This window comes from Vibrio sp. Isolate30, assembly GCF_022397975.1.
Lineage (GTDB): Bacteria > Pseudomonadota > Gammaproteobacteria > Enterobacterales > Vibrionaceae > Vibrio > Vibrio fortis.
In genome coordinates this window covers 17,730-43,386 of record NZ_JAKEUS010000003.1, presented here as the reverse complement: position 1 = coordinate 43,386, position 25,657 = coordinate 17,730, and the positions used below count along the sequence as shown (strand labels likewise).

The 25,657-nt window shown below is 45.9% G+C and carries 23 protein-coding genes; 15 read left to right on the top strand and 8 right to left on the bottom strand.

Annotation, left to right across the window (positions count from 1 at the left end):
- Nucleotide 1 precedes the first annotated feature (1 nt).
- The 9 genes from lpxA (at nt 2) to L1D60_RS10370 (ending at nt 10,504) form a co-directional block, all read left to right on the top strand.
- Nucleotides 2-790 (top strand): acyl-ACP--UDP-N-acetylglucosamine O-acyltransferase, encoded by a 789-nt coding sequence (gene lpxA, locus L1D60_RS10410; protein ID WP_239841034.1) that lies wholly within the window; start codon nt 2-4, stop codon nt 788-790.
- Nucleotides 791-913: 123 nt separating this feature from the next.
- Nucleotides 914-2,110 carry a lipid-A-disaccharide synthase gene (gene lpxB, locus L1D60_RS10405; RefSeq protein WP_239841033.1) on the top strand — a complete coding sequence of 399 codons (1,197 nt, stop codon included), beginning with the start codon at nt 914-916 and terminating at the stop codon, nt 2,108-2,110.
- 27 nt (nt 2,111-2,137) lie between these two features.
- The gene (rnhB, locus tag L1D60_RS10400) at nt 2,138-2,758 is read left to right on the top strand and encodes a ribonuclease HII (RefSeq protein WP_239841032.1); all 621 of its coding nucleotides are present in this window, start codon (nt 2,138-2,140) and stop codon (nt 2,756-2,758) included.
- A gap of 79 nt (nt 2,759-2,837) precedes the next feature.
- Nucleotides 2,838-6,317, top strand: coding sequence for a DNA polymerase III subunit alpha (gene dnaE / locus L1D60_RS10395; protein WP_239841031.1), 3,480 nt, complete (start codon nt 2,838-2,840; stop codon nt 6,315-6,317).
- A 45-nt stretch (nt 6,318-6,362) separates the two neighbouring features.
- The gene (accA, locus tag L1D60_RS10390; RefSeq protein ID WP_032551713.1) at nt 6,363-7,322 is read left to right on the top strand and encodes an acetyl-CoA carboxylase carboxyl transferase subunit alpha; all 960 of its coding nucleotides are present in this window, start codon (nt 6,363-6,365) and stop codon (nt 7,320-7,322) included.
- Nucleotides 7,323-7,442: 120 nt separating this feature from the next.
- On the top strand, nt 7,443-8,777 hold the full coding sequence (gene tilS / locus L1D60_RS10385; protein ID WP_239841030.1) for a tRNA lysidine(34) synthetase TilS: 1,335 nt from the start codon (nt 7,443-7,445) through the stop codon (nt 8,775-8,777).
- Nucleotides 8,778-8,836: 59 nt separating this feature from the next.
- Nucleotides 8,837-9,148 (top strand): cytochrome c, encoded by a 312-nt coding sequence (locus tag L1D60_RS10380; protein WP_239841029.1) that lies wholly within the window; start codon nt 8,837-8,839, stop codon nt 9,146-9,148.
- 113 nt (nt 9,149-9,261) lie between these two features.
- On the top strand, nt 9,262-9,600 hold the full coding sequence (glnB, locus tag L1D60_RS10375) for a nitrogen regulatory protein P-II (protein WP_004738609.1): 339 nt from the start codon (nt 9,262-9,264) through the stop codon (nt 9,598-9,600).
- Between the two features lie 61 nt (nt 9,601-9,661).
- Nucleotides 9,662-10,504, top strand: coding sequence for an endonuclease/exonuclease/phosphatase family protein (locus tag L1D60_RS10370; protein ID WP_239841028.1), 843 nt, complete (start codon nt 9,662-9,664; stop codon nt 10,502-10,504).
- A 10-nt stretch (nt 10,505-10,514) separates the two neighbouring features.
- Here L1D60_RS10370 and L1D60_RS10365 read toward each other — a convergent pair whose 3' ends face one another.
- The 3 genes from L1D60_RS10365 to gloB form a co-directional block, all read right to left on the bottom strand.
- Nucleotides 10,515-11,201 (bottom strand): YIP1 family protein, encoded by a 687-nt coding sequence (locus L1D60_RS10365; protein WP_239841027.1) that lies wholly within the window; start codon nt 11,199-11,201, stop codon nt 10,515-10,517.
- Entirely contained in the window at nt 11,198-12,772 is a 1,575-nt protein-coding gene (locus L1D60_RS10360; protein ID WP_239841026.1) for a LysM peptidoglycan-binding domain-containing protein, read from the bottom strand. Before L1D60_RS10360 ends, L1D60_RS10365 begins: the two co-directional genes overlap by 4 nt.
- 70 nt (nt 12,773-12,842) lie before the next feature.
- Nucleotides 12,843-13,601 (bottom strand): hydroxyacylglutathione hydrolase, encoded by a 759-nt coding sequence (gloB, locus tag L1D60_RS10355; protein ID WP_239841025.1) that lies wholly within the window; start codon nt 13,599-13,601, stop codon nt 12,843-12,845.
- A 53-nt stretch (nt 13,602-13,654) separates the two neighbouring features.
- Between gloB and L1D60_RS10350 the strand changes: the two genes are divergently transcribed.
- Entirely contained in the window at nt 13,655-14,434 is a 780-nt protein-coding gene (locus tag L1D60_RS10350) for a class I SAM-dependent methyltransferase (RefSeq protein ID WP_239841024.1), read from the top strand.
- 48 nt (nt 14,435-14,482) lie between these two features.
- Here L1D60_RS10350 and rnhA read toward each other — a convergent pair whose 3' ends face one another.
- Nucleotides 14,483-14,947 carry a ribonuclease HI gene (gene rnhA / locus L1D60_RS10345; RefSeq protein WP_239841023.1) on the bottom strand — a complete coding sequence of 155 codons (465 nt, stop codon included), beginning with the start codon at nt 14,945-14,947 and terminating at the stop codon, nt 14,483-14,485.
- A 56-nt stretch (nt 14,948-15,003) separates the two neighbouring features.
- On the opposite strand from rnhA, the gene dnaQ reads away from it, so the two are divergent.
- Nucleotides 15,004-15,756, top strand: coding sequence for a DNA polymerase III subunit epsilon (gene dnaQ / locus L1D60_RS10340; RefSeq protein ID WP_239841022.1), 753 nt, complete (start codon nt 15,004-15,006; stop codon nt 15,754-15,756).
- A 9-nt stretch (nt 15,757-15,765) separates the two neighbouring features.
- Nucleotides 15,766-17,016 (top strand): TIGR03503 family protein, encoded by a 1,251-nt coding sequence (locus L1D60_RS10335; protein WP_239841021.1) that lies wholly within the window; start codon nt 15,766-15,768, stop codon nt 17,014-17,016.
- Between the two features lie 259 nt (nt 17,017-17,275).
- Here the strand turns inward: L1D60_RS10335 and fadE are convergent, their stop codons facing one another.
- Nucleotides 17,276-19,726 carry an acyl-CoA dehydrogenase FadE gene (fadE, locus tag L1D60_RS10330; RefSeq protein WP_239841020.1) on the bottom strand — a complete coding sequence of 817 codons (2,451 nt, stop codon included), beginning with the start codon at nt 19,724-19,726 and terminating at the stop codon, nt 17,276-17,278.
- 327 nt (nt 19,727-20,053) lie between these two features.
- Here fadE and lpcA point away from each other — a divergent pair, with 327 nt between their 5' ends.
- Together lpcA and L1D60_RS10320 are read left to right on the top strand one after the other, a co-directional pair.
- Nucleotides 20,054-20,629, top strand: a complete 576-nt coding sequence (gene lpcA / locus L1D60_RS10325) for a D-sedoheptulose 7-phosphate isomerase (RefSeq protein WP_032551724.1) — start codon at nt 20,054-20,056, stop codon at nt 20,627-20,629.
- 69 nt (nt 20,630-20,698) lie between these two features.
- Nucleotides 20,699-21,544, top strand: coding sequence for a class II glutamine amidotransferase (locus tag L1D60_RS10320; protein WP_032551725.1), 846 nt, complete (start codon nt 20,699-20,701; stop codon nt 21,542-21,544).
- An 87-nt stretch (nt 21,545-21,631) separates the two neighbouring features.
- Here the strand turns inward: L1D60_RS10320 and purN are convergent, their stop codons facing one another.
- The gene (purN, locus tag L1D60_RS10315; protein ID WP_239841019.1) at nt 21,632-22,288 is read right to left on the bottom strand and encodes a phosphoribosylglycinamide formyltransferase; all 657 of its coding nucleotides are present in this window, start codon (nt 22,286-22,288) and stop codon (nt 21,632-21,634) included.
- 129 nt (nt 22,289-22,417) lie between these two features.
- On the bottom strand, nt 22,418-23,458 hold the full coding sequence (purM, locus tag L1D60_RS10310; RefSeq protein WP_239841018.1) for a phosphoribosylformylglycinamidine cyclo-ligase: 1,041 nt from the start codon (nt 23,456-23,458) through the stop codon (nt 22,418-22,420).
- A 167-nt stretch (nt 23,459-23,625) separates the two neighbouring features.
- Between purM and upp the strand changes: the two genes are divergently transcribed.
- Nucleotides 23,626-24,252: a uracil phosphoribosyltransferase gene (upp, locus tag L1D60_RS10305; RefSeq protein WP_172974240.1), complete on the top strand. Its 627-nt coding sequence runs from the start codon at nt 23,626-23,628 to the stop codon at nt 24,250-24,252.
- Between the two features lie 104 nt (nt 24,253-24,356).
- Here the strand turns inward: upp and L1D60_RS10300 are convergent, their stop codons facing one another.
- Nucleotides 24,357-25,595, bottom strand: a complete 1,239-nt coding sequence (locus L1D60_RS10300) for a uracil-xanthine permease family protein (RefSeq protein WP_239841017.1) — start codon at nt 25,593-25,595, stop codon at nt 24,357-24,359.
- Nucleotides 25,596-25,657 lie beyond the last annotated feature (62 nt).

The following is a 25,657-nucleotide window of genomic DNA, read 5'->3' as shown; positions in this document are numbered from 1 at the left end:
TATGATCCATGAAACAGCAAACATTCACCCAGCAGCGGTAATAGAAGGCGAGGTGACCATTGGTGCAAATGTATCTGTGGGCCCATTCACTTACATTTCTGGCAACGTAACGATTGGTGAAGGCACTGAAGTTATGTCGCACGTTGTGATCAAAGGTCACACGACAATCGGTAAAGATAACCGAATCTTCCCGCATGCTGTGATTGGTGAAGAGAATCAAGATAAGAAGTACGGTGGTGAGGACACAACTGTAGTGATTGGTGATCGCAACGTTATTCGTGAAGCGGTTCAAATCCACCGTGGTACGGTTCAAGATAAAGCAACGACCGTGATTGGTGATGACAATCTACTGTGTGTAAACGCTCACGTAGCGCACGACGTCATTGTTGGAAATCACACTCACATCGGTAACAACGCCATTCTAGGTGGTCATGTTACTGTTGGTGACTACGCTGGTGTTATGGCGCTATCTGCGATTCACCCATTCTGTTCAATTGGCGCTTACGCATACATTGGTGGTTGTTCAGCGGTAGTACAAGATGTACTTCCATATGTTCTTGCACAAGGCAACCATGCTGCACCGTTTGGTTTGAACCTTGTTGGCCTGAAGCGTAATGGTTTCGAGAAGCCTGAGATTCGTGCACTACAAAAAGCGTACAAAGAAATCTACCGTTCAGGTAAAACGCTAGACGAAGCAAAAGAAACATTGTTAGAGATGGCGACTGAATTCCCATCGATTAACCCAATGCTTGAGATGCTTGAAAGCTCTGAGCGTGGAATTATCCGATAGTAAAATGACAGGGTGAATGTTGCTGATGTGTTTATTCATAGCTTCATTAACCCATTAACAAAAAGATCGCTCTCAAATTAGCGATCTTTTTTGTTTTAAGCCGTAAGGAATCAGGAAAGGTTTATGTCAGTAGAAACGATGCAATCAAACCATACTCAAACACCTTCAGAAAGACCGCTACGCGTTGGTATTGTCGTTGGGGAACTCTCTGGTGATACGCTTGGTGAGGGCTTCATTAAAGCGATTCAAGCTCAATATCCTAATGCGGAGTTCGTTGGTATTGGCGGTCCAAAAATGAAGGCTCTGGGCTGCGAATCTCTGTTTGAAATGGAAGAGCTTGCGGTTATGGGGTTGGTGGAAGTACTGGGAAGACTACCTCGATTACTGAAGGTTAAAGCAGAGTTAGTGAAGTATTTCACAAACAATCCACCTGACGTATTTATTGGCATTGACGCCCCCGATTTCAACTTACGTCTAGAGCTCGACCTGAAGAATGCCGGCATCAAAACGGTTCACTATGTCAGTCCTTCAGTGTGGGCTTGGCGCCCGAAACGTATCTTCAAGATAGATAAAGCGACAGATCTAGTACTGGCTTTTCTTCCATTTGAAAAAGCGTTTTATGATAAATATAACGTCGCATGTGAGTTTGTTGGACACACGTTAGCTGATGCGATTCCACTAGAGCCCAATCAGGCAGAGGCGCGTGAACTTCTCGGTTTAGAGCAAGACAAACAATGGTTAGCGGTGCTTCCTGGTAGCCGTGGCGGTGAAATGAAGTTGATTGCTCAACCATTTATTGAGACTTGCCAGCGCATCCATAAGAAGTACCCAGATATCGGCTTTGTTGTCGCAGCGGTTAATGAGACTCGCAAACAACAATTTACCGAGATCTGGAAAGCGACAGCACCAGAGCTGGATTTTGTGATTGTGCAAGATACTGCGCGTAATGTAATAACTGCCGCTGACTCTGTGTTACTTGCTTCAGGTACGGTTGCACTGGAATGTATGCTTCTAAAACGTCCTATGGTCGTCGGCTATAAAGTTAATAAACTCACGGGTTACATTGTTAAAAAGCTAGCGATTACCGAGTTTGTGTCGTTGCCTAACATTCTTGCTGGCGAAGAGATCGTTAAAGAGCACATTTTGGAAGAGTGTGACCCTGATTTTCTGTTCCCGTCGGTCGATGCCATGCTCTCTCGTGACAATTCTGCTTTAATCGAGCGCTTTACCGAGATGCACCATTGGATCCGCAAAGATGCAGATAAACAAGCCGCACACCAAGTATTGAAGCTGATTGGCTGGCCAACGCAAGAACAATAACCAATATTAAATGCCCAAGAGAACACTATGGCTGTAAAAGATAAAAAAGAACTTCCTCCTTTTGAGTATCCAGCAGGCTACCAATTATTTGCTGGGGTTGATGAGGTGGGGCGCGGACCTTTGGTTGGTGATGTAGTAACAGCTGCGGTGATTCTCGACCCTAATAATCCCATTGAAGGGCTCAATGATTCCAAGAAGCTATCAGAAAAGAAACGCCTTGCCTTGCTGCCAGAGATTAAAGAAAAAGCACTGGCTTGGTCGGTAGGACGTTGCTCCCCTCAGGAAATTGATGAGTTAAATATTCTTCAAGCGACGATGGTTGCTATGCAGCGTGCTATTGCTGGCTTAAGCGTACAACCTGATATGGCGCTGGTAGATGGGAATCGAGTACCTGATTTACCAATGGCTGGCCAAGCTGTTGTGAAGGGTGATTTGCGCGTTGCCGAAATCAGTGCAGCTTCGATCATTGCTAAGGTGGTGAGAGATCAAGAGATGGAAGAGCTCGATAAGCTGCATCCTGAATTTGGATTCGCCAAACACAAAGGTTACCCAACCAAAGCGCACTTTGAAGCCATTGAAAAACATGGTGTGACTGAGCACTACCGTAAGAGTTTCAAACCTGTTAAACGCATTTTAGGGCTTGATTAATAGTCGCGTTAGCTAGCAGAAACTCATAGAATTAAAAAAGTTGTTACCCCTAGGCCTAGCCTAGATATCAGGAAGAAGAATGTCAGATCCTAAATTCGTCCACCTTCGTGTTCATAGTGACTTTTCCATGGTCGATGGACTCTCCAAAGTACCGCCGTTGGTGAAAAAAGTCGCTGAGATGGGCATGCCTGCGATGGCGCTTACCGACTTTACCAACCTGTGTGGTCTGGTGAAGTTTTATGGCACGGCCCATGGCTGTGGTGTAAAGCCTATTATTGGTGCAGACTTCCTGATGCAATCTCCCGAGTTTGGCGAAGAACTCACTCGTTTGACTGTGCTCGCAACCGATAACAAGGGTTACAACAATCTCACTCTGTTGATATCGAAAGCCTACCTACGTGGTCACGTTCAACACCACCCAGTGATTGATAAAGAGTGGCTGATTGAGAATGCGGAAGGCTTGATCATTCTATCCGGTGCGAAAGATGGCGAGATTGGTAAAGCACTACTAAAGGGCAATCAAGCTCTTGTTGATAGTAGTGTTGCTTTCTACAAAGAACACTTTGCCGATCGTTTCTATCTTGAACTGATTCGTACTGGTCGCCCTGATGAAGAGTCTTACTTGCACTTTGCTTTGGAGTTAGCCGAGCGTGCAGAACTTCCAGTTGTTGCGACCAATGAAGTGGTCTTTATCTCAGAAGATCTCTTTGAAGCGCATGAGATTCGAGTTGCGATTCACGATGGCTACACATTAGAAGATCCGCGACGACCAAAGAACTACAGCGAGCAGCAGTACCTTCGTAGTGAAGAAGAGATGTGTGAGCTGTTCTCAGACATTCCAGAAGCGCTGGAAAACAGTGTTGAGATCGCTAAACGTTGTAATGTAACGGTTCGTTTAGGGGAATATTTCCTGCCAAACTTCCCAACTGAAGGTCTGGCGATTGAAGACTTCCTGATCAAAAAGTCTGAAGAGGGTCTTGAGCGTCGTCTTGCATTCCTTTTCCCTGATGAACAGGTACGTGCTGAGCGCAGACCTGAGTATGACGACCGTTTAAAAATCGAACTTGAAGTAATCAATAACATGGGGTTCCCAGGTTACTTCTTGATCGTAATGGAGTTCATCCAGTGGTCTAAAGATAATGATGTTCCGGTAGGTCCTGGGCGTGGTTCGGGTGCGGGTTCATTGGTGGCGTACGCACTGGATATCACTGACCTTGATCCACTCGAATACGATCTACTTTTCGAACGTTTCTTGAACCCAGAGCGTGTCTCCATGCCCGATTTCGATATCGATTTCTGTATGGATAAGCGTGACCAAGTTATTGATCACGTTGCGGAAATGTATGGCCGTGATGCGGTATCTCAGATCATCACCTTTGGTACTATGGCGGCGAAAGCGGTAATTCGAGACGTAGGGCGTGTACTAGGTCACCCGTTTGGCTTCGTTGACCGTATCTCTAAGTTAGTTCCGCCTGATCCTGGCATGACCCTAGAGAAAGCCTTTAAAGCAGAACCCGCATTGCCAGAATTGTATGATGGGGATGAGGAAGTTCGTGAGCTGATTGATAAATGTCGTATCCTCGAAGGCTGTACTCGTAATGCCGGTAAACACGCGGGTGGTGTTGTAATCTCTCCAACGACGATTACTGATTTTGCACCGATCTATGCGGATGCCGAGGGTAACTTCCCAGTAACTCAGTTTGATAAGAACGACGTAGAAACCGCTGGTCTGGTTAAGTTTGACTTCTTAGGTCTGCGTACGCTGACTATTATCGACTGGGCACTAGGGCTAGTGAACCCAAGACTAGAGCGTGAAGGCAAAGATCCTGTTCGTATCGAGTCGATTCCGTTAGATGACCAAGCGTCGTTCAATTTATTGCAAAATTCAGAAACCACTGCGGTATTCCAGCTGGAATCGCGTGGTATGAAAGATCTGATCAAACGTCTCCAACCTGACTGTTTTGAAGATATTATCGCATTGGTAGCCCTGTTCCGTCCGGGCCCACTGCAATCGGGCATGGTAGATAACTTTATCGACCGTAAACACGGCCGAGAAGCCATCTCATACCCAGATGAAACATGGCAACATGAATCGTTAAAAGAAACGCTTGAGCCAACCTATGGCATTATCTTGTATCAAGAGCAGGTAATGCAGATTGCCCAAATCCTAGCGGGTTATACTCTAGGTGGCGCGGATATGTTGCGTCGTGCGATGGGTAAGAAAAAGCCAGAAGAGATGGCGAAGCAGCGTGGTACCTTTAAAGAGGGTGCTGAAGCCAACGGGGTTGATGGCGAACTGGCCATGAAAATCTTCGACTTGGTAGAGAAGTTTGCAGGCTACGGCTTTAACAAATCTCACTCAGCTGCCTACGCTCTGGTTTCTTACCAAACCCTTTGGCTGAAAACGCACTATCCTGCTGAATTTATGGCTGCGGTAATGACGGCGGATATGGATAACACTGAGAAGGTCATCGGCCTTGTGGATGAGTGTTTCCGTATGAAGCTGAAGCTATTGCCACCAGACATCAACTCAGGCCTATACCGCTTTAATGTGGATGAAGATGGCGCTATCGTTTATGGCATCGGTGCCATTAAAGGGGTCGGTGAAGGCCCGATTGAGGCGATCATCGAAGCCAGAAATAAGGGCGGGTACTTTAAAGACTTGTTTGATTTCTGTGCTCGTATCGACCTCAAGAAGGTCAATAAGCGTGTGATTGAAAAACTCATCATGTCGGGTGCGCTTGATCGCTTAGGTCCACACCGTGCAGCAATGATGGCCTCGCTTAACGATGCGGTGAAAGCGGCGAGCCAACACCACCATGCAGAGTCGTTCGGTCAATCGGATATGTTTGGTGTGTTGACCGATGCGCCAGAAGAGGTTGAACAGAAATATACTCAAGTACCTAAATGGCCAGAGAAGGTATGGCTAGAAGGGGAAAGAGAAACTCTAGGCTTATACCTCACCGGTCACCCTGTTAATGCCTACATCAAAGAGCTCGCGAAATACACCAGCTGTCGTTTGAAAGATGCCACACCTACGCGTCGTGATCAGTCATTAACGATTGCAGGCTTAGTGATTGCAGCTCGAGTCATGACCACTAAGCGTGGTACGCGAATCGGTTTGATGACACTTGATGACCGATCGGGGCGAATGGAAGTGATGTTGTTCTCAGATGCGCTCGAACGCTACGCAGAATTGCTCGAAAAAGACAAAATTGTGGTCGTTTCTGGACAGGTCAGCTTTGATGACTTCAATGGTGGGCTTAAAATGTCCGCGCGCGAGGTCATGGACTTAGGAAGCGCCCGAGAAAAATATGCTCGTGGATTATCGATTTCTATCGATCAATCACAAATTAATGGTCAATTTTTTGAGCGTTTTAGCCAAATCTTAGAACCATATAGAGCCGGAACGGTCCCAGTCAATGTATACTACCAGCGTGCCGACGCTAGAGCGCGGTTAACATTGGGCACAGAATGGCGCGTGACGCCAAGTGATACATTACTAGATGAATTAAAACAGCTACTTGGAAATAGCCAAGTAGAACTCGAATTTAACTAAAATTCAGCTCTTGCTAATGGGAGCTGAGTCAACAAGGATTCATAGATGAGCCTGAACTTTCTAGAATTTGAAAAGCCTATCGCTGAACTTGAAGCAAAAATTGAAGCGCTACGTGACGTTTCTCGTCACGGTGGTGATGCTGCGGTAGATCTAGACAAAGAAATTGAACAACTAGAGAAAAAAAGCTTAGAGCTTAAACAGAAAATCTTTAGTGACTTAGGTGCATGGCAAGTGGCTCAACTTGCTCGTCACCCACAGCGTCCTTACACGCTAGACTACCTAGAGAACGTGTTCACTGAATTTGAAGAGCTAGCGGGTGACCGTGCTTACGCTGACGACAAAGCGATCGTTGGTGGTATGGCTCGTCTAAATGGTCGTCCAGTTATGGTTATTGGTCACCAAAAAGGTCGTGAGACTAAAGAAAAAGTAATCCGTAACTTTGGTATGCCAAAGCCAGAAGGTTACCGTAAGGCGCTTCGCCTAATGGAAACGGCTGAGCGTTTCAACATGCCAATCATTACTTTCATCGATACTGCAGGTGCATACCCAGGTGTTGGCGCAGAAGAGCGTGGTCAATCTGAAGCGATCGCGAAGAACCTAAAAGTAATGGCAGGTCTAACGGTTCCTGTTATCTGTAACGTTGTTGGTGAAGGTGGTTCAGGCGGTGCTTTAGCTATCGGTGTTGGCGACTACGTGAACATGCTTCAGTACTCTACGTACTCAGTTATCTCTCCAGAGGGTTGTGCATCAATCCTATGGCGCGACTCAGACAAAGCACCACAAGCTGCAGAAGCGATGGGTCTAATTGCTCCTCGTCTAAAAGAGCTTGAGCTGATTGATGAGATCATTCCTGAGCCACTAGGTGGTGCTCACCGTGATCCAATCCAAATGGCTGAGAACATGAAAGCGACACTAGTTAAACAACTAGAAGAGTTAGAGCAATTTGATAACGATACGCTACTTGAGCGTCGTTACCAGCGCCTAATGAGCTACGGTTACTGCTAATTTGGCGATGACTGTTTAGCTATCACTCTCTTTTAGATGTGATAAGAGATAATGAAAGGGTTGGACTCAGTGCCAACCCTTTTTTATTATTGTTACATTACTCTTAACTGCCAAATTCTAATGTCCCATCTATATCAGGCGTTCTCATTCGCTCTTGAGTCTCACTTATCTTCTATAAACCGAATTGTTATCGCATTCAGTGGTGGCGTTGATTCACGTGTGTTACTGGAATTGGCTGCTCGTTATAGTAGAGAGCAAGGTGTTGATTGTATTGCTGTCCATGTTCATCACGGCTTGAGTAGTAATGCCGATGATTGGGCTGAGCAATGCCAGCAGTGGTGTTTGGAGTTAGGCGTAACACTCTATGTCGAGCGAGTTTCTTTAGATACTTCAGGCAGTGAAAGTCTAGAAAAGCTAGCTCGAGATGCTCGTTATGGAGCGCTGAAAACACACCTACACAAAGGTAATGTATTACTTACAGGTCAACATCAGGACGATCAACTAGAGACGTTTCTTCTCGCCTTGAAACGAGGCAGTGGCCCGAAAGGTTTGTCATCCATGGCAAAAGTGATGTCTATTGGCGAGGCGACGTTGATACGTCCCTTAATTGGCTCTTCTCGACAAGAGATTGAAGCGTATGCCAAACACAACGGACTGACATGGGTTGAAGATGAAAGTAATCAAGATCAGCGCTTCGACCGAAATTTTATTCGCCACGAAGTTACACCTAAGCTGGTGGAACGCTGGCCTTCTTTCCCGGAATCTGTGGCTCGCAGCGCTCAATTGTGCGCTGAGCAAGAGTTACTGCTAGATGAGCTGATTACCCCTAAATTAGATCAAGCCCTTGGTTTGCATAACAGCTTGAAGATTGAAAGCGTATTGGGTTGCTCGAGCTTGATGCGTGCACGGCTATTGAGAATGTGGCTGTCGAAAAGTGGTCTAATTATGCCGAGTCAGAAACAGTTAGCGTTGTTGTGGAGTGAAGTGGCTTGTGCGCAACAAGATGCGAACCCTGTGTTAGTGCTGGGTGATGCCGAAGTGCGTCGCTTTGATAACAGACTGTTTATTGTCGAATCCCGACCATCACTAGAAGCTTGGCAAGCTGAGATACAATTGGGGCAGTCTCTGAAATTGCCTGACCAACTAGGTTTCCTTTCACTGCGAGCTAGTAATGGTGTGGTCTCGAAAGGTAGTGAAGACTCACTAAAACTATCTCTATCTAGCGCCACTCATCCATTAAAAGTGATATTTAACCCAGAAGGCCTAGTCGCTCATCCTGTGGGGCGTGGGCATAGCCGGAAAATGAAAAAGTTATTCCAAGAATACAAGATACCGAGTTGGTTGCGTCGTAGGACTCCGATCCTCATGGATGGCGAGAACGTAGTGGCAGTGATGGGGCTTTTTGTAGATAAGCGTTATCAAGGCCAAGATTGTGAAGCCGTCTGGAGCAAGTAAAACAACTTTGTGGCACAATTTGGACGCACTTATATCAATAATAATCAATGGAATAAGCAATGAAAAAGATAGCAGTAGGATTTGTCCTTGGACTGGGACTATTAAGTGGCAACGCTCTAGCGGGTGATGTGGCAGCGGGTCAAGCGAAAGCTGCAGTGTGCGCAGCTTGTCATGGCGCTGACGGTATCGCCGTGATCCCAGGTTACCCAAATCTAAAAGGTCAAAACGAGCAATACCTCGTAACATCGATTAACGCATACAAAACTAAACAGCGTAATGGCGGCCTTGCTGCTGTGATGCAGGCTCAAGCGTCAATGTTAAGTGATGCTGACATTGCCAATCTTGCTGCTTACTATGCAAGCCTAAAATAGTTTTACATGTGAATGTGATTTCTAAGCCAGTGCTTGTTAGCGCTGGCTTTTTTCATTGAATGTTTATGATAGCTATTCGATAATGGGCTATTCGTAGAGTTTAAGGGATGAACATGAAAAAAATTGAAGCCATTATCAAGCCATTCAAACTTGATGATGTACGCGAAGCACTGGCTGAAGTGGGTATTACAGGCATGACAGTATCTGAAGTGAAAGGCTTCGGACGTCAAAAAGGCCACACTGAACTTTACCGTGGTGCAGAGTACATGGTTGATTTTCTTCCAAAAGTAAAACTAGAGATCGTTGTGACTGACGAAGTGGCGGATCAATGTGTTGATACCATCATTGAAACAGCGCAAACGGGTAAGATCGGCGATGGTAAGATCTTCATTACTGACGTTGAGCGTGTGGTTCGTATCCGCACGGGCGAAGAAGACGAAGACGCCGTTTAAAAAAACATTTACCCTAAAAGGAGCGATTATCGCTCCTTTTTCATTTTCTAGGGCTCGGTTTATGTTGAAGAAAGTACTGTTTGGTTTTGTTGTTGGCTCTGCGTTGGTGTTCGCAAGCTTTAAACTGATTTTCAAGATCCCCGCTCAGCCCAATCTTGTCACTCACTCTCCGACCATTAGCAATGATGTTTACAGTTGTTATCAAAACCCATTACCGCAAGCGATCGATGTTTCCAATGGCTTGAATGTGACGGTATGGAATATCTATAAACAGAATCGAGATAATTGGCGCTCAGCCCTCAATGCATTGACTAATGAGAGTCAACTAGTGCTGCTGCAAGAAGCGAGTATGAGCGAAGAGATGCAATCTTGGATCACTAGTGGCTTATGGGGAAGCAATCGCGTCAATGCCTTTGAGGCGTTCAATCAAAGTGCAGGGGTGTTAAACCTTGCATCTCATCTTCCTATTGAGGCTTGTGCTTACACTCATGAAGAACCCTGGTTGCAGCTACCGAAATCGGCGTTGTGGTCGCGTTATCAACTGAGTAATGGTGAGCAGCTTGCTGTTGTGAACATTCACGCGGTTAACTTTACTCTCGGTACAGAGGACTACGTACAACAGTTGTCGGCATTGACATCAACACTAAGAGAGTATCGTGGTCCAATTATCTTTGCAGGAGACTTTAATAGTTGGAGTGAAGCCCGCTTTGATGCACTGCAGAAAGCCTTGAATGAAGTGGGCTTAGCCGAAGTGGCATTTTCGCCAGATCATCGCACTCAGTTCGTGACTGGGTTAGTTCTGGATCATATCTTCTATCGCGACCTGACCGTTAGAAACGCAAAAGCGCCCAAATCGGACGCTTCTGATCATAACCCTATGCAGGTTACGTTTGATGTTCAGTAATCAAACGGGATTAAGACACCAGAATGTACAGTGCCCAAATTAGGTAGTAGCCAACCCAAGGCAGCGCTGAGATTACTAGGGCTTGACCACGTTCAAATTCAGTCCACGTAAGCACCGCTGCGTAACCTAGTACGATGTACCAAGGCAGTAGTAGTGGGAATGAGCTAGCAAACTGTGACCAATCATTAGTCAGTGGCAGCTTAATAAGACCATTAATGCTGTTCAGATCAGCGGCGTAGTTCATGACCTGACCATGTTTCAGTAGCAAACTAGCGTAGCTGGCAATATCACCCAGTACCGCAGGGAAAGTGATGACTGAGGCAGCGGCAAACCACTTCCAGTAACCATGTTGATGCTGGCTTGGTTTCGTCGCTAGGTTGAACCAGAAAGCGAGCATTGCAATAGTCAGCGTACGACCAAAGACATCGCTGATGATTTCACTGGCAAGCAGTGTATTGCTATCAAGTAACTCCAATTGATCTGGGTTGGTTTGTGCTAGTTGGCGAGTCAACTCTGCACTTAACCAGGTGAAATCTACGTTAGAAAAATAGGCACCCCAAAATAGAAATGGGCTGAGCATTAAGACAACGTAGGGTTGCCACCCCCAGGCTCCTCGCTGATACAGCGCTAGGAAACACGCAGTTGGAGAACGGAAAATATCCAACAGCATTACGAGTGGGTTACTTGACGGGTTCATACACTTACCTTAGTTACATCAACATACAGTTTGATCTTTTGACCTGGCTGTAAGTACTTCTTGTTTTGCAAAGTGTTCCATTTTACAACATCCGAAGTTTTTACTTTGAACTTTGATGCAATACCGCTGACTGTGTCACCAGATTTTACGCTGTAGTAGACAGTTCGAATGATCGCACCATCAGAACTGTTCTTCCAGATGACGAGATTTTGACCAATGCGTAGTGTGTCTCGAGGTCCCATGCCGTTCCATTTAGCAAGAGATTGATGAGAGACTTTATTGGCTCGTGCAATCGTCCATAGGCTATCACCACTTTTTACTGTGTGAGTTAGCTTGTACTGGCCACGACTTTTCGACTGCGTGCTGGCTAAGCGGTTAGAGGCACTTAGGGCATACACTTTGTCATCTTTGGTTGATGATGGAATAAGCAGGTGCTGACCAACGCGAATATTGTTATTGGTCATGCCATTTGCACTACGAATCACCTTGCTGGTGGTGTTGTAGCGTTGTGCAAGTACACTGATGCTATCGCCAGATTTCACTTTATAGCGAACCAGCTTCATGCCTTTCCCTTTATTCGCTGCCACTTCTTTATTGAATTGATCAACAGAATTGATTGGGAGCAGGAGTTGCTGGTGTTTTTCTGGTGCAGTAGCCCACTGGTTGTAAGCAGGGTTATAGCTCTGTAGTTCTTTTACTGGGATACCCGCGTAATTAGCCGCAATCGCTAGATCCAGCTGTTCTTGAGGGTTAACGAGTTTAAGAACAGGTTTGTTGGCAATAGGTGGAATGTCAATGCCGTACTTTTCTTGGTTGGCGATGACATCCGCTAGAGCCAGCAGTTTTGGTACATAGCCGCTGGTTTCTTTCGGTAGATCGAGAGAGAAGAAGTCTATTGGTTTACCTAACTTTTTGTTCTTACGGATCGCGCTGTTTACACGACCTCCACCGCTGTTATAAGCCGCAATAGCATGGTTCCAATCACCATCAAAGCGTTTGTTCAGTGATTCTAGATACTCAAGGGCGGCATCAGTTGATGCTGCAACATCACGACGGCCGTCGTACCAGAAGTTCTGCTCTAGGCCGTAGTATTTTCCAGTACCCGGAATAAACTGCCACAGACCTGCGGCGCTACCATGAGAATAGGCAAACGCATCAAATGAGCTTTCAACGACCGGGAGTAGTGCGAGCTCAAGTGGTAGGCCTTTCTCTTCGATCTTCTCGGTGATCAAATACAGGAAAGGTTCTGCACGTTGGGACACCGTCTTTAAATGGTTAGGGTGCTTCAGATACCAAGTACGATAGTAATCGACTTTTTTGTGATTGGGGATATCCATTTCAAGCTGCATCGCAATGCGTTTCCAAACATCTTGTTGTGTTTGTGGAGTAACGACAGGTGCTTCAACTTTTGGTTGTTCTTGCTCTGCTTTTGATACGGAAACTTCCGATTGAGAAATCTCTTTAGCAGGGAGAGTGTTGGTTTGCTCGGAAGCTTGGTCTTGATTATCTGGCTGAGTTAATTGGCAACCAGAAAGTAGTAATACCAAAGCCCAGCTGTACTTAACTCGCATGTTACAGCCTTTTTTTTAAACGGCTGCTGATAATACTTGTCACCCCCTATGAGTGACAAGTCTCTAATTGTTAAAATTCGTTCTTCCACGCACGTAGCGCTGTAAATACTGAAAGAGCGTCAGTTTGCTCAGTTCGGTTAGATACTGATTTAATTACACTTGGTTCACTGTAGCGAAGAAATGGGTTGATCCACTTCTCTAAACGTAAATTTGTCGGAATGGTCGATTTATTCTGTGCTCGTAAGCGGTTAACGTCGTCTCGGTACTGCTGAAGTTGCATATTGTCTGGTTCAACAGCAAGAGCAAATGCGATATTGGCTGCCGTGTACTCATGAGCGCAATAGACTTCAGTCTCTTGAGGTAGAGCTGTAATCTTATTGAGGGCATCAAACATCTGTTGTGGAGTCCCTTCCATAATACGGCCACAACCGGCAGAGAACAGAACATCACCACAGAATAGTTTGCCGTCGCCTACGTAGCCAATGTGACCGGCTGTATGACCGCTTAAGCCAAGTACTAAGAACACCTCGTCAAATAGCTCTAGTTGATCACCATCGTCGACAGGGTGCGTTAGAGTTGGAATTGGCTCATTTTTAGGGCCAACAACATCAATGGTTGGGAATTGTCTGACTAACTCTGGAACGCCACCGATGTGATCGTTGTGGTGGTGCGTAATTAAGATTGCATCTAAAGTTAGCTCATGGCGCTCTAAGTATTCTAGAACTGGAGCCGCATCACCAGGATCGACAACAGCACAACGACGATCGCTATTTTCAATCAGCCAGATGTAATTGTCATTGAATGCAGGTATGCTTTTGATATGTAACATTATTGGTTCTCCAGTCACTTTTAGTGCGACAGAATAAGTGAGACAGATTATTGATGAAGCCAGCACGCAGCCGTAAGAAATTTGAGCGCCCTTATACTTGGGAACAATTACACAATGGCCCATGGCTCCGCGAGTCTATTCAAACTCGTTTGGATGAATGGTGCCCTAAGCTGTTTGGCTATCATATGCTTAAGCTCGGCGGTCTCAGTTGTGAGATATCCAGCTGCACATGCAATATTCAACATCAAGTAAATCTAGATATCCAGAACCCTTTACACAATGTGATTGCAGATGACTATAATTTGCCCTTTTTAGAGAAGAGTTTCGATGTTGTCGTTCTCAGTCATCAATTAGATTATAGCAATGACCCCCACCGGATGTTGCGTGAGGTCGATAGAGTGATGATGGATGATGGCTATATCATCATCACAGGGTTCAATCCATTCAGCTTCACAGGGCTCGCAAGCTTATTGCCTTGGCGTAAGAATAGTCTACCTTGGAGTGGCAGAATGTACACTCCAAACCGAGTTAAGGACTGGCTAGGCGTACTCAATTATCAAGTTATTCATTGCGATACCTATGCGCTATTTCCAATGAGTCGTTATCGTGCGTTTTGGACATGGCTTGAAAATAGCCTTGGTAGCTGTGCTTCAGTCGCGGGTAGTCAGTACTTCATTGTGGCGCGTAAACGCACTTACCCAATTAAGCCAATAAAACCTCATTGGCATCTCAAGCGACGTTTTTCTCCAGTTGGCGCGAGCTTTAGAGCCGGAGTTCGCCGCGCTTCACTTGAGCCATCTCCACTGTCTAATAGCCACAAAAAAGCCGACTGAGGGTCGGCTTCATTTGGTCTCTACCATAGCGGGTTTATTGTTGAAATCTTAACTCGCTTGGTAGCCTGTATCTTCTTCGGTCGGGTTCTCGGCTGCTGTGCGAGCCAGCTCATCACACATCTCATTCTCACGATGCCCAGCATGACCTTTAACCCAGCGCCAATCTACTTGGTGACGTGCTGTTTCTTTATCCAGCAATTGCCACAGGTCGGTGTTTTTAACGGGTTTTTTGTCGGCCGTCTTCCAACCACGTTTTTTCCAGTTATGGATCCACTGAGTGATACCTTGGCGTACGTATTGGCTATCGGTGGTGAGAATCACGGCACAAGGCTCTTTCAAGGTTTGCAGTGCGACAACGGCTGCCATCATCTCCATACGGTTATTGGTGGTGAGTGAATAACCTTTCGCGAGCGTTTTTTCTGTCTGCTTATAACGGAGTACGATCCCATAGCCACCAGGGCCTGGATTACCGAGACACGAACCATCAGTGAAAATTTCAACTTGTTTCGTCATGATTTGATACTATTACCTTAAGCACATTATCGGCATAGTCTGACACAGTTATCCTTATGAATACCAGTAACAATTCTGAACACCGCTCAAACGCTGAAAACAAGCGCATTGTTGTACTCGATACCGAAACGACGGGTATGAACACCGAAGGCGGGCCACATTATCTTGGGCATCGTATTATTGAGATCGGTGCGGTAGAGATCGTCAATCGTAAATTAACTGGGCGTCACTTCCACGTCTACATCAAACCTGATCGTGCTATTCAAGAAGAGGCGATTGGCGTTCACGGTATTACCGATGAGTTCTTGGTTGATAAGCCTGAGTATCAGGATGTTCACAAAGAGTTTCTTGAGTTTATTAAAGACGCTGAGCTGGTCGCTCATAACGCGCCCTTCGATACGGGCTTTATGGACTATGAGTTTGAGAAGCTCGATCCAAGTATAGGTAAAACCGACGACTACTGTAAGGTGACCGATACCCTTGCGATGGCGAAGAAGATCTTCCCGGGCAAGCGTAACAACCTCGATATTCTCTGTGAGCGATACGGCATTGATAACTCGCACCGAACGCTCCACGGCGCTTTGCTCGATGCGGAAATTCTAGCTGACGTTTACCTACTAATGACAGGTGGGCAAACCTCGCTTCAATTCAATGCGGGACAACAAGAGGGTGCCGCGGAAGGGATCCGTCGTGTCGAAAGTGGACGAAAATCGCTAAAGGTTTTGCGTGCAACGGCCGATGAATTAGAAGCGCATAAAAATCGTTTAGATCTCGTCGAGGAGAGTGGAAGCTGCCTCTGGCGTCAGTAGGGAGAGAGTATGTTTAAGGCATTGGCTTGGAGTTGCTTGTTACTTCTTAGTATCAGTGTACAGGCGGCAACAGAGTCCTCAATTCGACTCTTGGATAATCGCTTTAGAGTGGATCCAAGTATCGAACAGATTACGTTTGTTATCTATCGAGCCGACAATTCTCAACCTGTGGTATTGGTGCGCCCGGATGGTAAAAAATACTATTCGTGGCGTAACGCGGACAATGTTCGTTGGTACCAAGAGCCATCAATGGATATCGTTTCCATAGATCATCCAATGCCGGGGCCTTGGCAAGCCGTGGGCAAAGTGTCTCCAAAGAACAATATCAAGTTACTTTCTCACCTGGTGCTTGATGCAAAGCAATTCCCAGACAAGCTCTATCAAAGCGAAGTGCTGAAATTCACGGCTCGCCTGACGTCCGACGGCAAGCCTTTAGTACTTCGTGATTTTCTGGATAGGGTCAACCTCAAGGTGACTTTCACCAAGTACATCGAAAACGAAGATGCTTTGGTTCGTGAAGCTCGCCCGGTGCCTGTCATTATGGGTGAATTTGCCGATAACGGTGAAGATCTTGATGAGAAGGCGGGTGATGGTGTGTTCACTGTTGCGTTACCGATTGATATAGAGCCTGGAAAGTACCGAGCTAGAATCACCTCTGGAAACGGGGTGTTTCTTCGTGCTCAAGAGCAGCAAGTGCTTGTCTACCCATCACCTATCTCGACGACTTTTATTCAGTCTCGAAAAGAGGGGACGCCGCATACGATTATTGTATCGGGTGAGCAGGGCATGATTGCACCAAGCTCGTTGGCGACTCATGTAGAACATACTGCGCCTGATGAATATATCTCTTATCAGCAAGGACAAGCTGCGGCTGAAGGTATGAAAGTTTCAATGGAAGTTCCCTATGTTGGAGATTTGGGAATCTATTCTTGGTCTGGACGAGTCTTTGCGACAGATGCTTCAAGCCAGCGCCCATTGATGTTCCCGATTAAACAACAAACCTACAGTGTTGTTGAAGAGATTGATTTAGCCGAATCTCGTCGTCTTCAAGAAGAGGCCTTGGCTGAGCAGAAACGTATTGCCGCTGAGCAACTGTTGTTGAAGCAGCGTGAAGAAGAGAGACAACGCAGCATGATCATTATTGGCGTGGGTAATGTCGTCGCTATTCTACTTGGCCTGTTGATTTGGTTTGTGGTTCGTAAAATCCGAGCGAAGAAACAAGCCCAGCCAGAGATGCAACTGTCTGTTCCTAAATCGTAATTAATCGCGAGCTCAACGTCGAGTAGTGGCAGTAAAGACACCATTGAGCGCTGATTCAATCGCGAAGTTAAAGTAGATAGGGGTTGATGTGATAGGTCTTGATGGCGAGTGTTCGCTGCTGGCAAGCCAGTGATTTGGGCTGGTGGCGAATTAGAACTGATTAACTAGCCTTTCCAAACCTAACAAATGAGCCAGAATCAAGTATGAAAAAACGGAACTCAATGAGTCCCGTTTTGCTGTTTGAGTTCGATAGTTCTATCTATGCAACATTATCAATCGACGTCTCTGGGTATTGTGGCTTTGCAGCCAGTTCCTCAGGCGCGAAATCATCAACATTGATGGTGTATAGACGATGCTCTTCAGCCCTTCTCAGTAGTGCTGCCTCTTCTGTGGTCAAGATACCTTTATCTAAACCAATTTCAGCGACCAAATCTAAGCGCAGGAATGGACGTCGTTGGCTTATTTCTTTACAAACCTTATCAAACAATGGCTCTGCTTCTAGAATAACCTCTAGTGCGCGCTCAATCTTACCAACAGCGTTGTGCTCAGTTGGCGCAAGGAATTGTCCGCGACCAAGGCGAGAACGAGTCGCACTTGGGGTCTGGATAATCTGCGCAACTTGGCTATCTAGCTTGTCGCTTGGTGCGCGGCGGATACGGCCAAATGGCAGTAAGATAACGCGCAGTAGACGACCAACAACTGGGTTAGGGAAGTTCGCTAGGAACTCATCAATAGCAACTTCTGTTTGACGAAGGCTGTCTTGCATACCCCAGTGAACCAAAGCCAGATCTTCTTTATTGCTTCCTTCACTTTCAAAGCGTTTGAGAGTCGCTGAACCAAGATATAACTGGCTCAAAATGTCACCTAGGCGAGCAGACAAGCGCTCTCTGCGCTTCAGTGAACCACCCAGTACGGCCATTGAGATATCAGACAGTAGCGCTAAGTTAGCACTGTAGCGATTCAGTTGTTGATAGTAACGCTTAGTCTCTTTGTCTGCTGGTGTGCTTGAACCACGACCATCAGTTAAACCAAACCATAAGCTGCGTACTAGGTTACTCATCGTGAAGCTAACGTGGCCTGCTAGTGCGCTATCGAATTTGTCGAGTGCATCGCTGCTCTCAGAGTAAGCGGCATTCATCTCTTCCAGTACATAAGGATGACAGCGGATAGCACCTTGACCATAGATGATCATAGAACGCGTTAGGATGTTGGCACCCTCTACGGTAATCGCAATTGGAGAGCCTTGGTAGCCACGTGCTAGGAAGTTTGATGGGCCTAAGCAGATACCTTTACCACCCACAATGTCCATCGCATCAATAATGCTGCGCTGGCCACGATGAGTACAGTGGTACTTAACGATAGCTGAGATAACCGAAGGCTTTTCACCTAGATCGATACCAGCAACGGTTAGGTTACTTGCCGCGTCCATGACGTAGGCGTTACCCGCCAAGCGTGCCAACGGCTCTTCGACACCTTCCATACGACCGATAGGTTGTTTGAATTGGCGACGGATACGTGCATAAGCACCTGTTGCTAGAGCTGCCGTTTTTAGGCCGCCTGTTGAGTTTGACGGCAGCGTGATACCACGTCCCACCGAAAGACACTCAACCAGCATACGCCAACCTTGGCCCGCCATTTTTTGTCCGCCGATGATGAAATCCATAGGAACGAACAGGTCTTGAGCTTGAGTCGGACCATTTTGGAATGGAACGTTCAATGGAAAGTGGCGATTACCAATCTCCACGCCTGGAAGATCTGTTGGGATAAGCGCACAAGTAATACCAAGATCTTGTGTGTCACCGAGTAAGCCGTCTGGGTCGCGCAGTTTGAATGCTAAGCCAAGAACAGTCGCTACAGGTGCTAGGGTAATGTAACGCTTGTTCCATGTTAGGCGCATACCTAGTACTTCTTCACCTTGCCACTCGCCTTTACATACGATGCCGTAATCAGGAATAGAGCCGGCATCAGAACCTGCTTCTGGGCTAGTTAGAGCGAAACAAGGAATCTCTTTGCCTTCCGCTAAGCGAGGTAAATAGTGATTTTTTTGGTCTTCAGTACCGTAGTGTTGCAGCAATTCACCCGGGCCTAACGAGTTAGGTACGCCTACGGTTGATGATAGAACGCTGGAGACACCAGTCAGTTTTTGTAGAACCAGTGATTGCGCATAAGCTGAGAACTCAAGACCGCCGTATTTCTTCTTGATGATCATCGCGAAGAATTTTTCATCTTTAAGGTATTGCCAAACTTCTGGTGGCAAGTCAGCAAGCTCATGGGTGACTTGGTAATCACTTACCATCTCACACACAGTATTCACTGGGCCGTCTAGGAAGGCTTGCTCTTCAGCAGACAGTTTAGGGTCTGCAATATTTTGTAGCTTTTTCCAATCCGGCTTGCCTTTGAACAGCTCTGCTTCCCACCAAACTGTACCTGCTTCTAACGCCTCTTTTTCTGTCTGAGACATAGCTGGCAGCACCTTTTTAAAGACAGTGAGTGCTTTTTGGCTAATGAGTGTTTGTCTGATTGCTGGGACAGCAAAAATAGCGACAGCAAGTAGGTAGCTCAGCCAACCCGTCATGCCAACATCCGCGGCAAAGGTTAGAGCAAACATAGTGGCAGTTAATGCAACGAGTGCACGAGTGATGGTGACTCGATGGTACAGGCAGACACTTAATACGATGGTCATGCACAGTAGAGAGAGCAGTATGTTCATGATCGATTTCCTTTTCAGAGATCACTTATTGTTATGGTTTAGGTAAGAGGTCTAACCAGTTAAGTGTAAACAAAGTATTAAATATTTGTAAAACTCCAATTTGAGTAAAAAGTGATCTAAGTAGAGTTAAAATTCTAATTGTGAGAGGTGTGTGGTGAATAAATGTGCGAATTGAAACCAGAACAACAATAAAGGTGGCAATCTTTTGGCTTAACTGTCGACACTCTTAAATGTTTGTGGGTAAACTCAAGTAAAAGGGGGGAAACAACCTCCATTCTCATTTCGCGTGTACTTAAGTGACGCAAAAACATATAAGAGATAAGCCTTATGTACCAAGACCTAATCAAGAGTGAATTAAACGAAGCTGCTGAGGTTCTGAACAAGTTTTTAAGTGATGATCACAACATCGCGCAAATTGAAGCCGCAGCTAAGATGATTGCTGATTCTTTTAAACAAGAGGGTAAAGTGCTGTCTTGTGGTAATGGCGGTTCACACTGTGACGCTATGCACTTTGCTGAAGAGCTAACAGGTCGCTACCGCGAAAACCGCCCAGGTTATGCAGGTATCGCTATTTCTGACCCAAGTCACCTTTCTTGTGTGAGCAACGATTTTGGTTATGACTTCGTTTTCTCTCGCTACGTAGAAGCCGTTGGCCGTAAGGGTGATGTGTTGTTTGGTCTTTCAACGTCTGGCAACTCAGGTAACATCCTGAAGGCGATTGAAGCTGCTCAAGCCAAGGGTATGAAGACGATTGCGCTAACAGGTAAAGACGGCGGTAAAATGGCAGGCTGCGCGGACATTGAAATCCGTGTTCCGCATTTCGGCTACGCAGATCGTATTCAAGAAATCCATATCAAGATTATTCACATCATCATTCAACTTGTTGAAAAAGAGATGGAATAAAACGTAATAACAGATTGGAGCTCGTTGAGTTGAGCTCCATGTTTGGTTGAAGAGGGAGTAGGTTTAACCATGTGTGAATTGCTCGGCATGAGCGCTAATGTGCCAACGGATATTTGTTTTAGTTTTACTGGCTTAATGCAACGTGGCGGTAAAACTGGCCCACACCGAGACGGTTGGGGCATTACCTTCTATGAAGGAAAAGGCTTTCGTACTTTTAAGGATCCGAACCCAAGCTGTGAGTCTAAGATTGCAGAATTGGTTCAAAACTATCCAATTAAGAGCTGTGCCGTAGTGAGTCATATCCGTCAAGCAAATCGTGGTGGTGTTAACCTAGAGAATACTCACCCTTTTACTCGAGAGTTATGGGGTAAGTACTGGACCTTTGCTCATAATGGCCAGTTAACCGACTACGATGACCTTGAAAGTGGTCGTTTCCGTCCGGTAGGCCAGACAGACAGTGAACTGTCGTTTTGTTGGCTGCTTAAGCAGTTAGAAGATCGTTTTCCTGAGCCTCCTCAAGATATGATGGGGATGTTCCGCTTTGTTGCAGAGTGCTGCGATAAACTGCGTGAAAAGGGCGTATTTAATATGCTGCTGAGTGATGGTGAGTATGTCATGACTTACTGCACTAACCATCTATACTGGATCACGCGACGCGCTCCGTTTGGTAAAGCGAGTCTGATTGATGAAGATGTAGAGATCAATTTTCAGGAAGAGACCACGCCGAATGATGTGGTGAGCGTTGTGGCTACTCAACCATTAACAGACAATGAAGAGTGGGCACGTATGAAGCCTGGCGAGTTTGCACTGTTCCACTTCGGTGAGTTGATTGAGTCTAACCATCAAGCGTTAGCTGATGTGGCTTACGCCCCGAAAAAGGTGGCAAGCCAAGCGCCAACGGAACCTTTAGAGTAACCGTTACACTAAGCTCAATATAATAAAGGCCGCAATGCGGCCTTTTTAGTATTCGAACTTTGGTGTTTTAGTATCAATAAACAATGATTAATCTTGCGCGTAACCATGCTTACTAAGGACATTTCCGTCGAGTTCTGCATAACCCTCTTTCATCACTAATCTATCGTCACAGAACCATTGACACACCAACGGATAGATTTGGTGTTCTTGCGTTAACACTCGGCTTGCAAGCTCGTCAGCATCATCTTCTGCAAAAACAGGTACCTTAGCTTGCAAGATAACTGGACCACCATCTAGCTCTTCAGTCACAAAATGGACACTGGTTCCATGCTCTTTGTCTTTGGCATCAATGGCTCTTTGGTGTGTATGTAGACCAGGGTACTTCGGCAGAAGTGAAGGGTGAATGTTGATCATTTTACCCAAATAATGACGTACAAATTCAGCACTCAGAATACGCATATAACCAGCGAGAACAATTAAGTCTGGTTGGTAGGCGTCAATCTGCTCCATTAGTTCACGGTCAAAATCTTCTCTCGATTCGAATGACTTTGTATCAAGAGAGTGTGCTGGTACCTCTGCGATACGTGCACGCTCTAAGCCATATGCCTCCGCTTTATTTGAGAACACGGCCTTAACAGAAGCATTAATGTGTTGGTTCTGACAAGCATCGAGAATCGCTTGGAGGTTGCTTCCGCTTCCGGATATTAAAACGACAATGTTTTTCTGAGGGGCATTATTTTTCATAGAGATATCAAACGCGTGTGTGAGAGTAAATAAACAATTTACCTACATATGTTAAGGTTTTCTGGGGCGTAAATAGCAGAATGAGGACCTAAAGTCCCCATTCTTAATAGTGCGAGTCAGCAATTTAGCTTAGTTGATTTCAACTTGCTCTTCACCTTCAGCTGCTTGTGCGATTTCACCAATCACCCAAGCGTTTTCGCCTTCAGCTTTCAGTAGCTCAACCGCCGCGTCTGCTTGCTCTTTTGGCAGCGCAACCACTAGGCCAACACCACAGTTGAAAGTGCGGTACATTTCAAATGTCTCCACGTTGCCTTTCTCTTGTAGCCAGTTGAAGATAGCAGGCCATTCCCAGCTATTACCGTCGATAACTGCTTTAGTACCTTCTGGAAGCACGCGTGGGATATTTTCCCAGAAACCACCACCAGTGATGTGCGAGATAGCATGGATGTCATGCTCTGCAATCATCTTAAGTGCTGATTTGATGTAAATCTTAGTTGGTTCTAGTAGGTGTTCACCGATAGTGCGACCTTCTAGCTCTTCGTTCTTATCTGCACCCGATACTTCCAGTACTTTACGAATCAAAGAGTAGCCATTTGAGTGTGGGCCACTTGAACCTACAGCGATAAGCGCATCACCTGCCGCGACTTTAGTGCCATCGATGATGTCTGCTTTTTCAACAACACCCACACAGAAGCCAGCAACGTCGTAATCTTCGCCTTCGTACATGCCTGGCATTTCAGCAGTTTCACCACCGATAAGTGCACAGCCAGATTGAACACAACCTTCCGCAATGCCTGAAACAACGTCAGAGGCTGTATCAACATCTAGCTTACCTGTTGCGTAGTAGTCTAGGAAGAATAGAGGTTCTGCACCTTGAACGATAAGGTCGTTCACACACATTGCCACAAGGTCGATACCTATGGTGTCGTGTTTTTTCATATCCAAAGCAAGGCGAAGTTTAGTACCTACACCATCTGTACCTGAAACCAGTACAGGCTCTTTGTATTTAGTTGGTAGTTCACATAGGGCGCCAAAGCCACCAATGCCACCCATTACTTCTGGGCGACGAGTGCGTTTTACAGCACCTTTAATACGATCTACTAGTGCGTTACCTGCATCGATATCTACACCAGCGTCTTTGTAGCTTAGAGAAGAATTATTACCGCTCACGGGATAGTCCTCGGTCTTAAGTTGGATGTGAAAACGGCGCTATTCTAACAGGGCTTGCCAAATAAGAGCAAACGTTTGCGTAAATTTTTTGCCAAATAAACATACTGAAAATGTGATAAAAACGATGTATAATCTGTGGGTTTATTTAAATATTGCCGGAGTTGGAAATGAAAGTTGTTGAAGTAAAACACCCGCTAGTTAAGCACAAGATTGGCCTGATGCGTGAAGGCGAAATCAGCACGAAGCGTTTTCGTGAACTAGCAACAGAGGTGGGTAGCCTTCTAACATATGAAGCGACAGCAGATTTCGAAACTGAGCGTGTAGAGATCAACGGCTGGAATGGTCCAGTAGAAGTTGACCAAATTAAAGGTAAGAAGGTAACAGTTGTGCCAATCCTACGTGCTGGTCTTGGCATGATGGATGGTGTACTAGAGCATATCCCAAGTGCACGTATCAGTGTGGTAGGTATCTACCGTGATGAAGAAACACTTGAGCCTGTTCCATACTTCAACAAGTTAGCATCTAACATCGATGAGCGTATTGCGCTTGTTGTTGACCCAATGCTAGCAACGGGTGGTTCAATGATCGCAACCATCGACCTAATGAAAGAGAAAGGCTGTAAACACTTTAAGATTCTTGTTCTTGTAGCTGCTCCAGAAGGTATCGCGGCACTTGAAAAAGCACACCCAGATGTAGAGCTTTACACTGCGGCAATCGATGAGAAGCTAAACGACAAGGGCTACATTGTTCCTGGTCTTGGTGATGCTGGCGATAAGATCTTCGGTACTAAATAATTCAGTTGGTTGTAGCGATGTTCGCTATGACCAATAGAAAAAGCCAATAGACAAAAAAGGGAGCGTATCTGATGATGCGCTCCCTTTTTGTTTTCGATTTTTGATTACTTAATTTGCGCAGTATCTACAGAGTGGTTCTCACCCAGCTCTTCTGGCAGTACTAGGTTTAGTAGAATAGCAACGATACCACACAAGCTCACGCCCTGAAGGCTGAAGTCGCCGATACCAAAAGCCATACCGCCAATACCGAATACCAGTGTCACACCCACAATCACAAGGTTACGTGATTTGTGTAGGTCAACTTGGTTTTTGATCAGTGTATTTAGGCCAACTGTTGCAATAGAACCAAACAGTAGAATCATGATACCGCCCATTACTGGAACCGGTATAGTTTGCAGTAACGCGCCTAGCTTACCCACTAACGCAAGCACAATCGCGGTTACTGCCGCCCAAGTCATGATGACTGGATTGAATGCCTTCGTCAGCATTACCGCACCTGTTACTTCACTGTAAGTGGTATTTGGTGGCGCGCCCAGCATAGACGCTGCAATCGTTGCTACGCCGTCGCCTGTGATGGTGCGGTGCAAGCCTGGCTTTTTAAGGTAATCTTTACCGGTTACGTTCGAAATCGCTAGCATGTCACCAACGTGTTCAACCGCAGGAGCGATAGCAACGAAGACCATGAAGAAGATAGCATTGATGTTGAACTCTGGAGTAACAAAATTCGGCATAGCTAACCAAGAGGCTTGAGCAACAGGCGTAAAGTCAACTGCGCCGTAGACTAAGCTCGTGATGTAGCCTGCTACGATACCACCAAAGATTGGCAGCAGTTTCATAAAGCCCTTAGCAAATACGCTAATAACGATGGTAACAATCAGCGAGATCGCGGAGATCCACAGCGCTGCGTCCGCATCTACTAACTGAACTGCACCGTCTCCAGTTTTACCCAGTGCCATGTTAACGGCCACTGGCGCTAAACCAAGACCAATAACCATGATTACGGGGCCAACCACTACTGGCGGCAATAATTTATGGATAAAGCCAACACCACGTACCTTAATGAGACCACCCATTAGAACGTAGACCACACCCGCAGCCATTAGACCGCCCATCGTGGCACCTATACCCCAAGTCTGTACGCCAAACATGATCGGTGCGATAAACGCGAAAGAAGAGGCTAAGAAAATTGGAACCGAACGGCGAGTAATAACTTGGAAGAGAAGGGTACCAATACCAGCACCGAATAGTGCAACATTGGGATCTAAACCAGTAAGTAGTGGGACTAATACCAGTGCACCAAAGGCGACAAAGAGCATTTGCGCACCCTGCAAAGCATTTTTCATGATAGGTCCTTGAGCTAATCGTAAAGTAAAAAATAAAATTCGCGGGATTTTATCACCTAGCA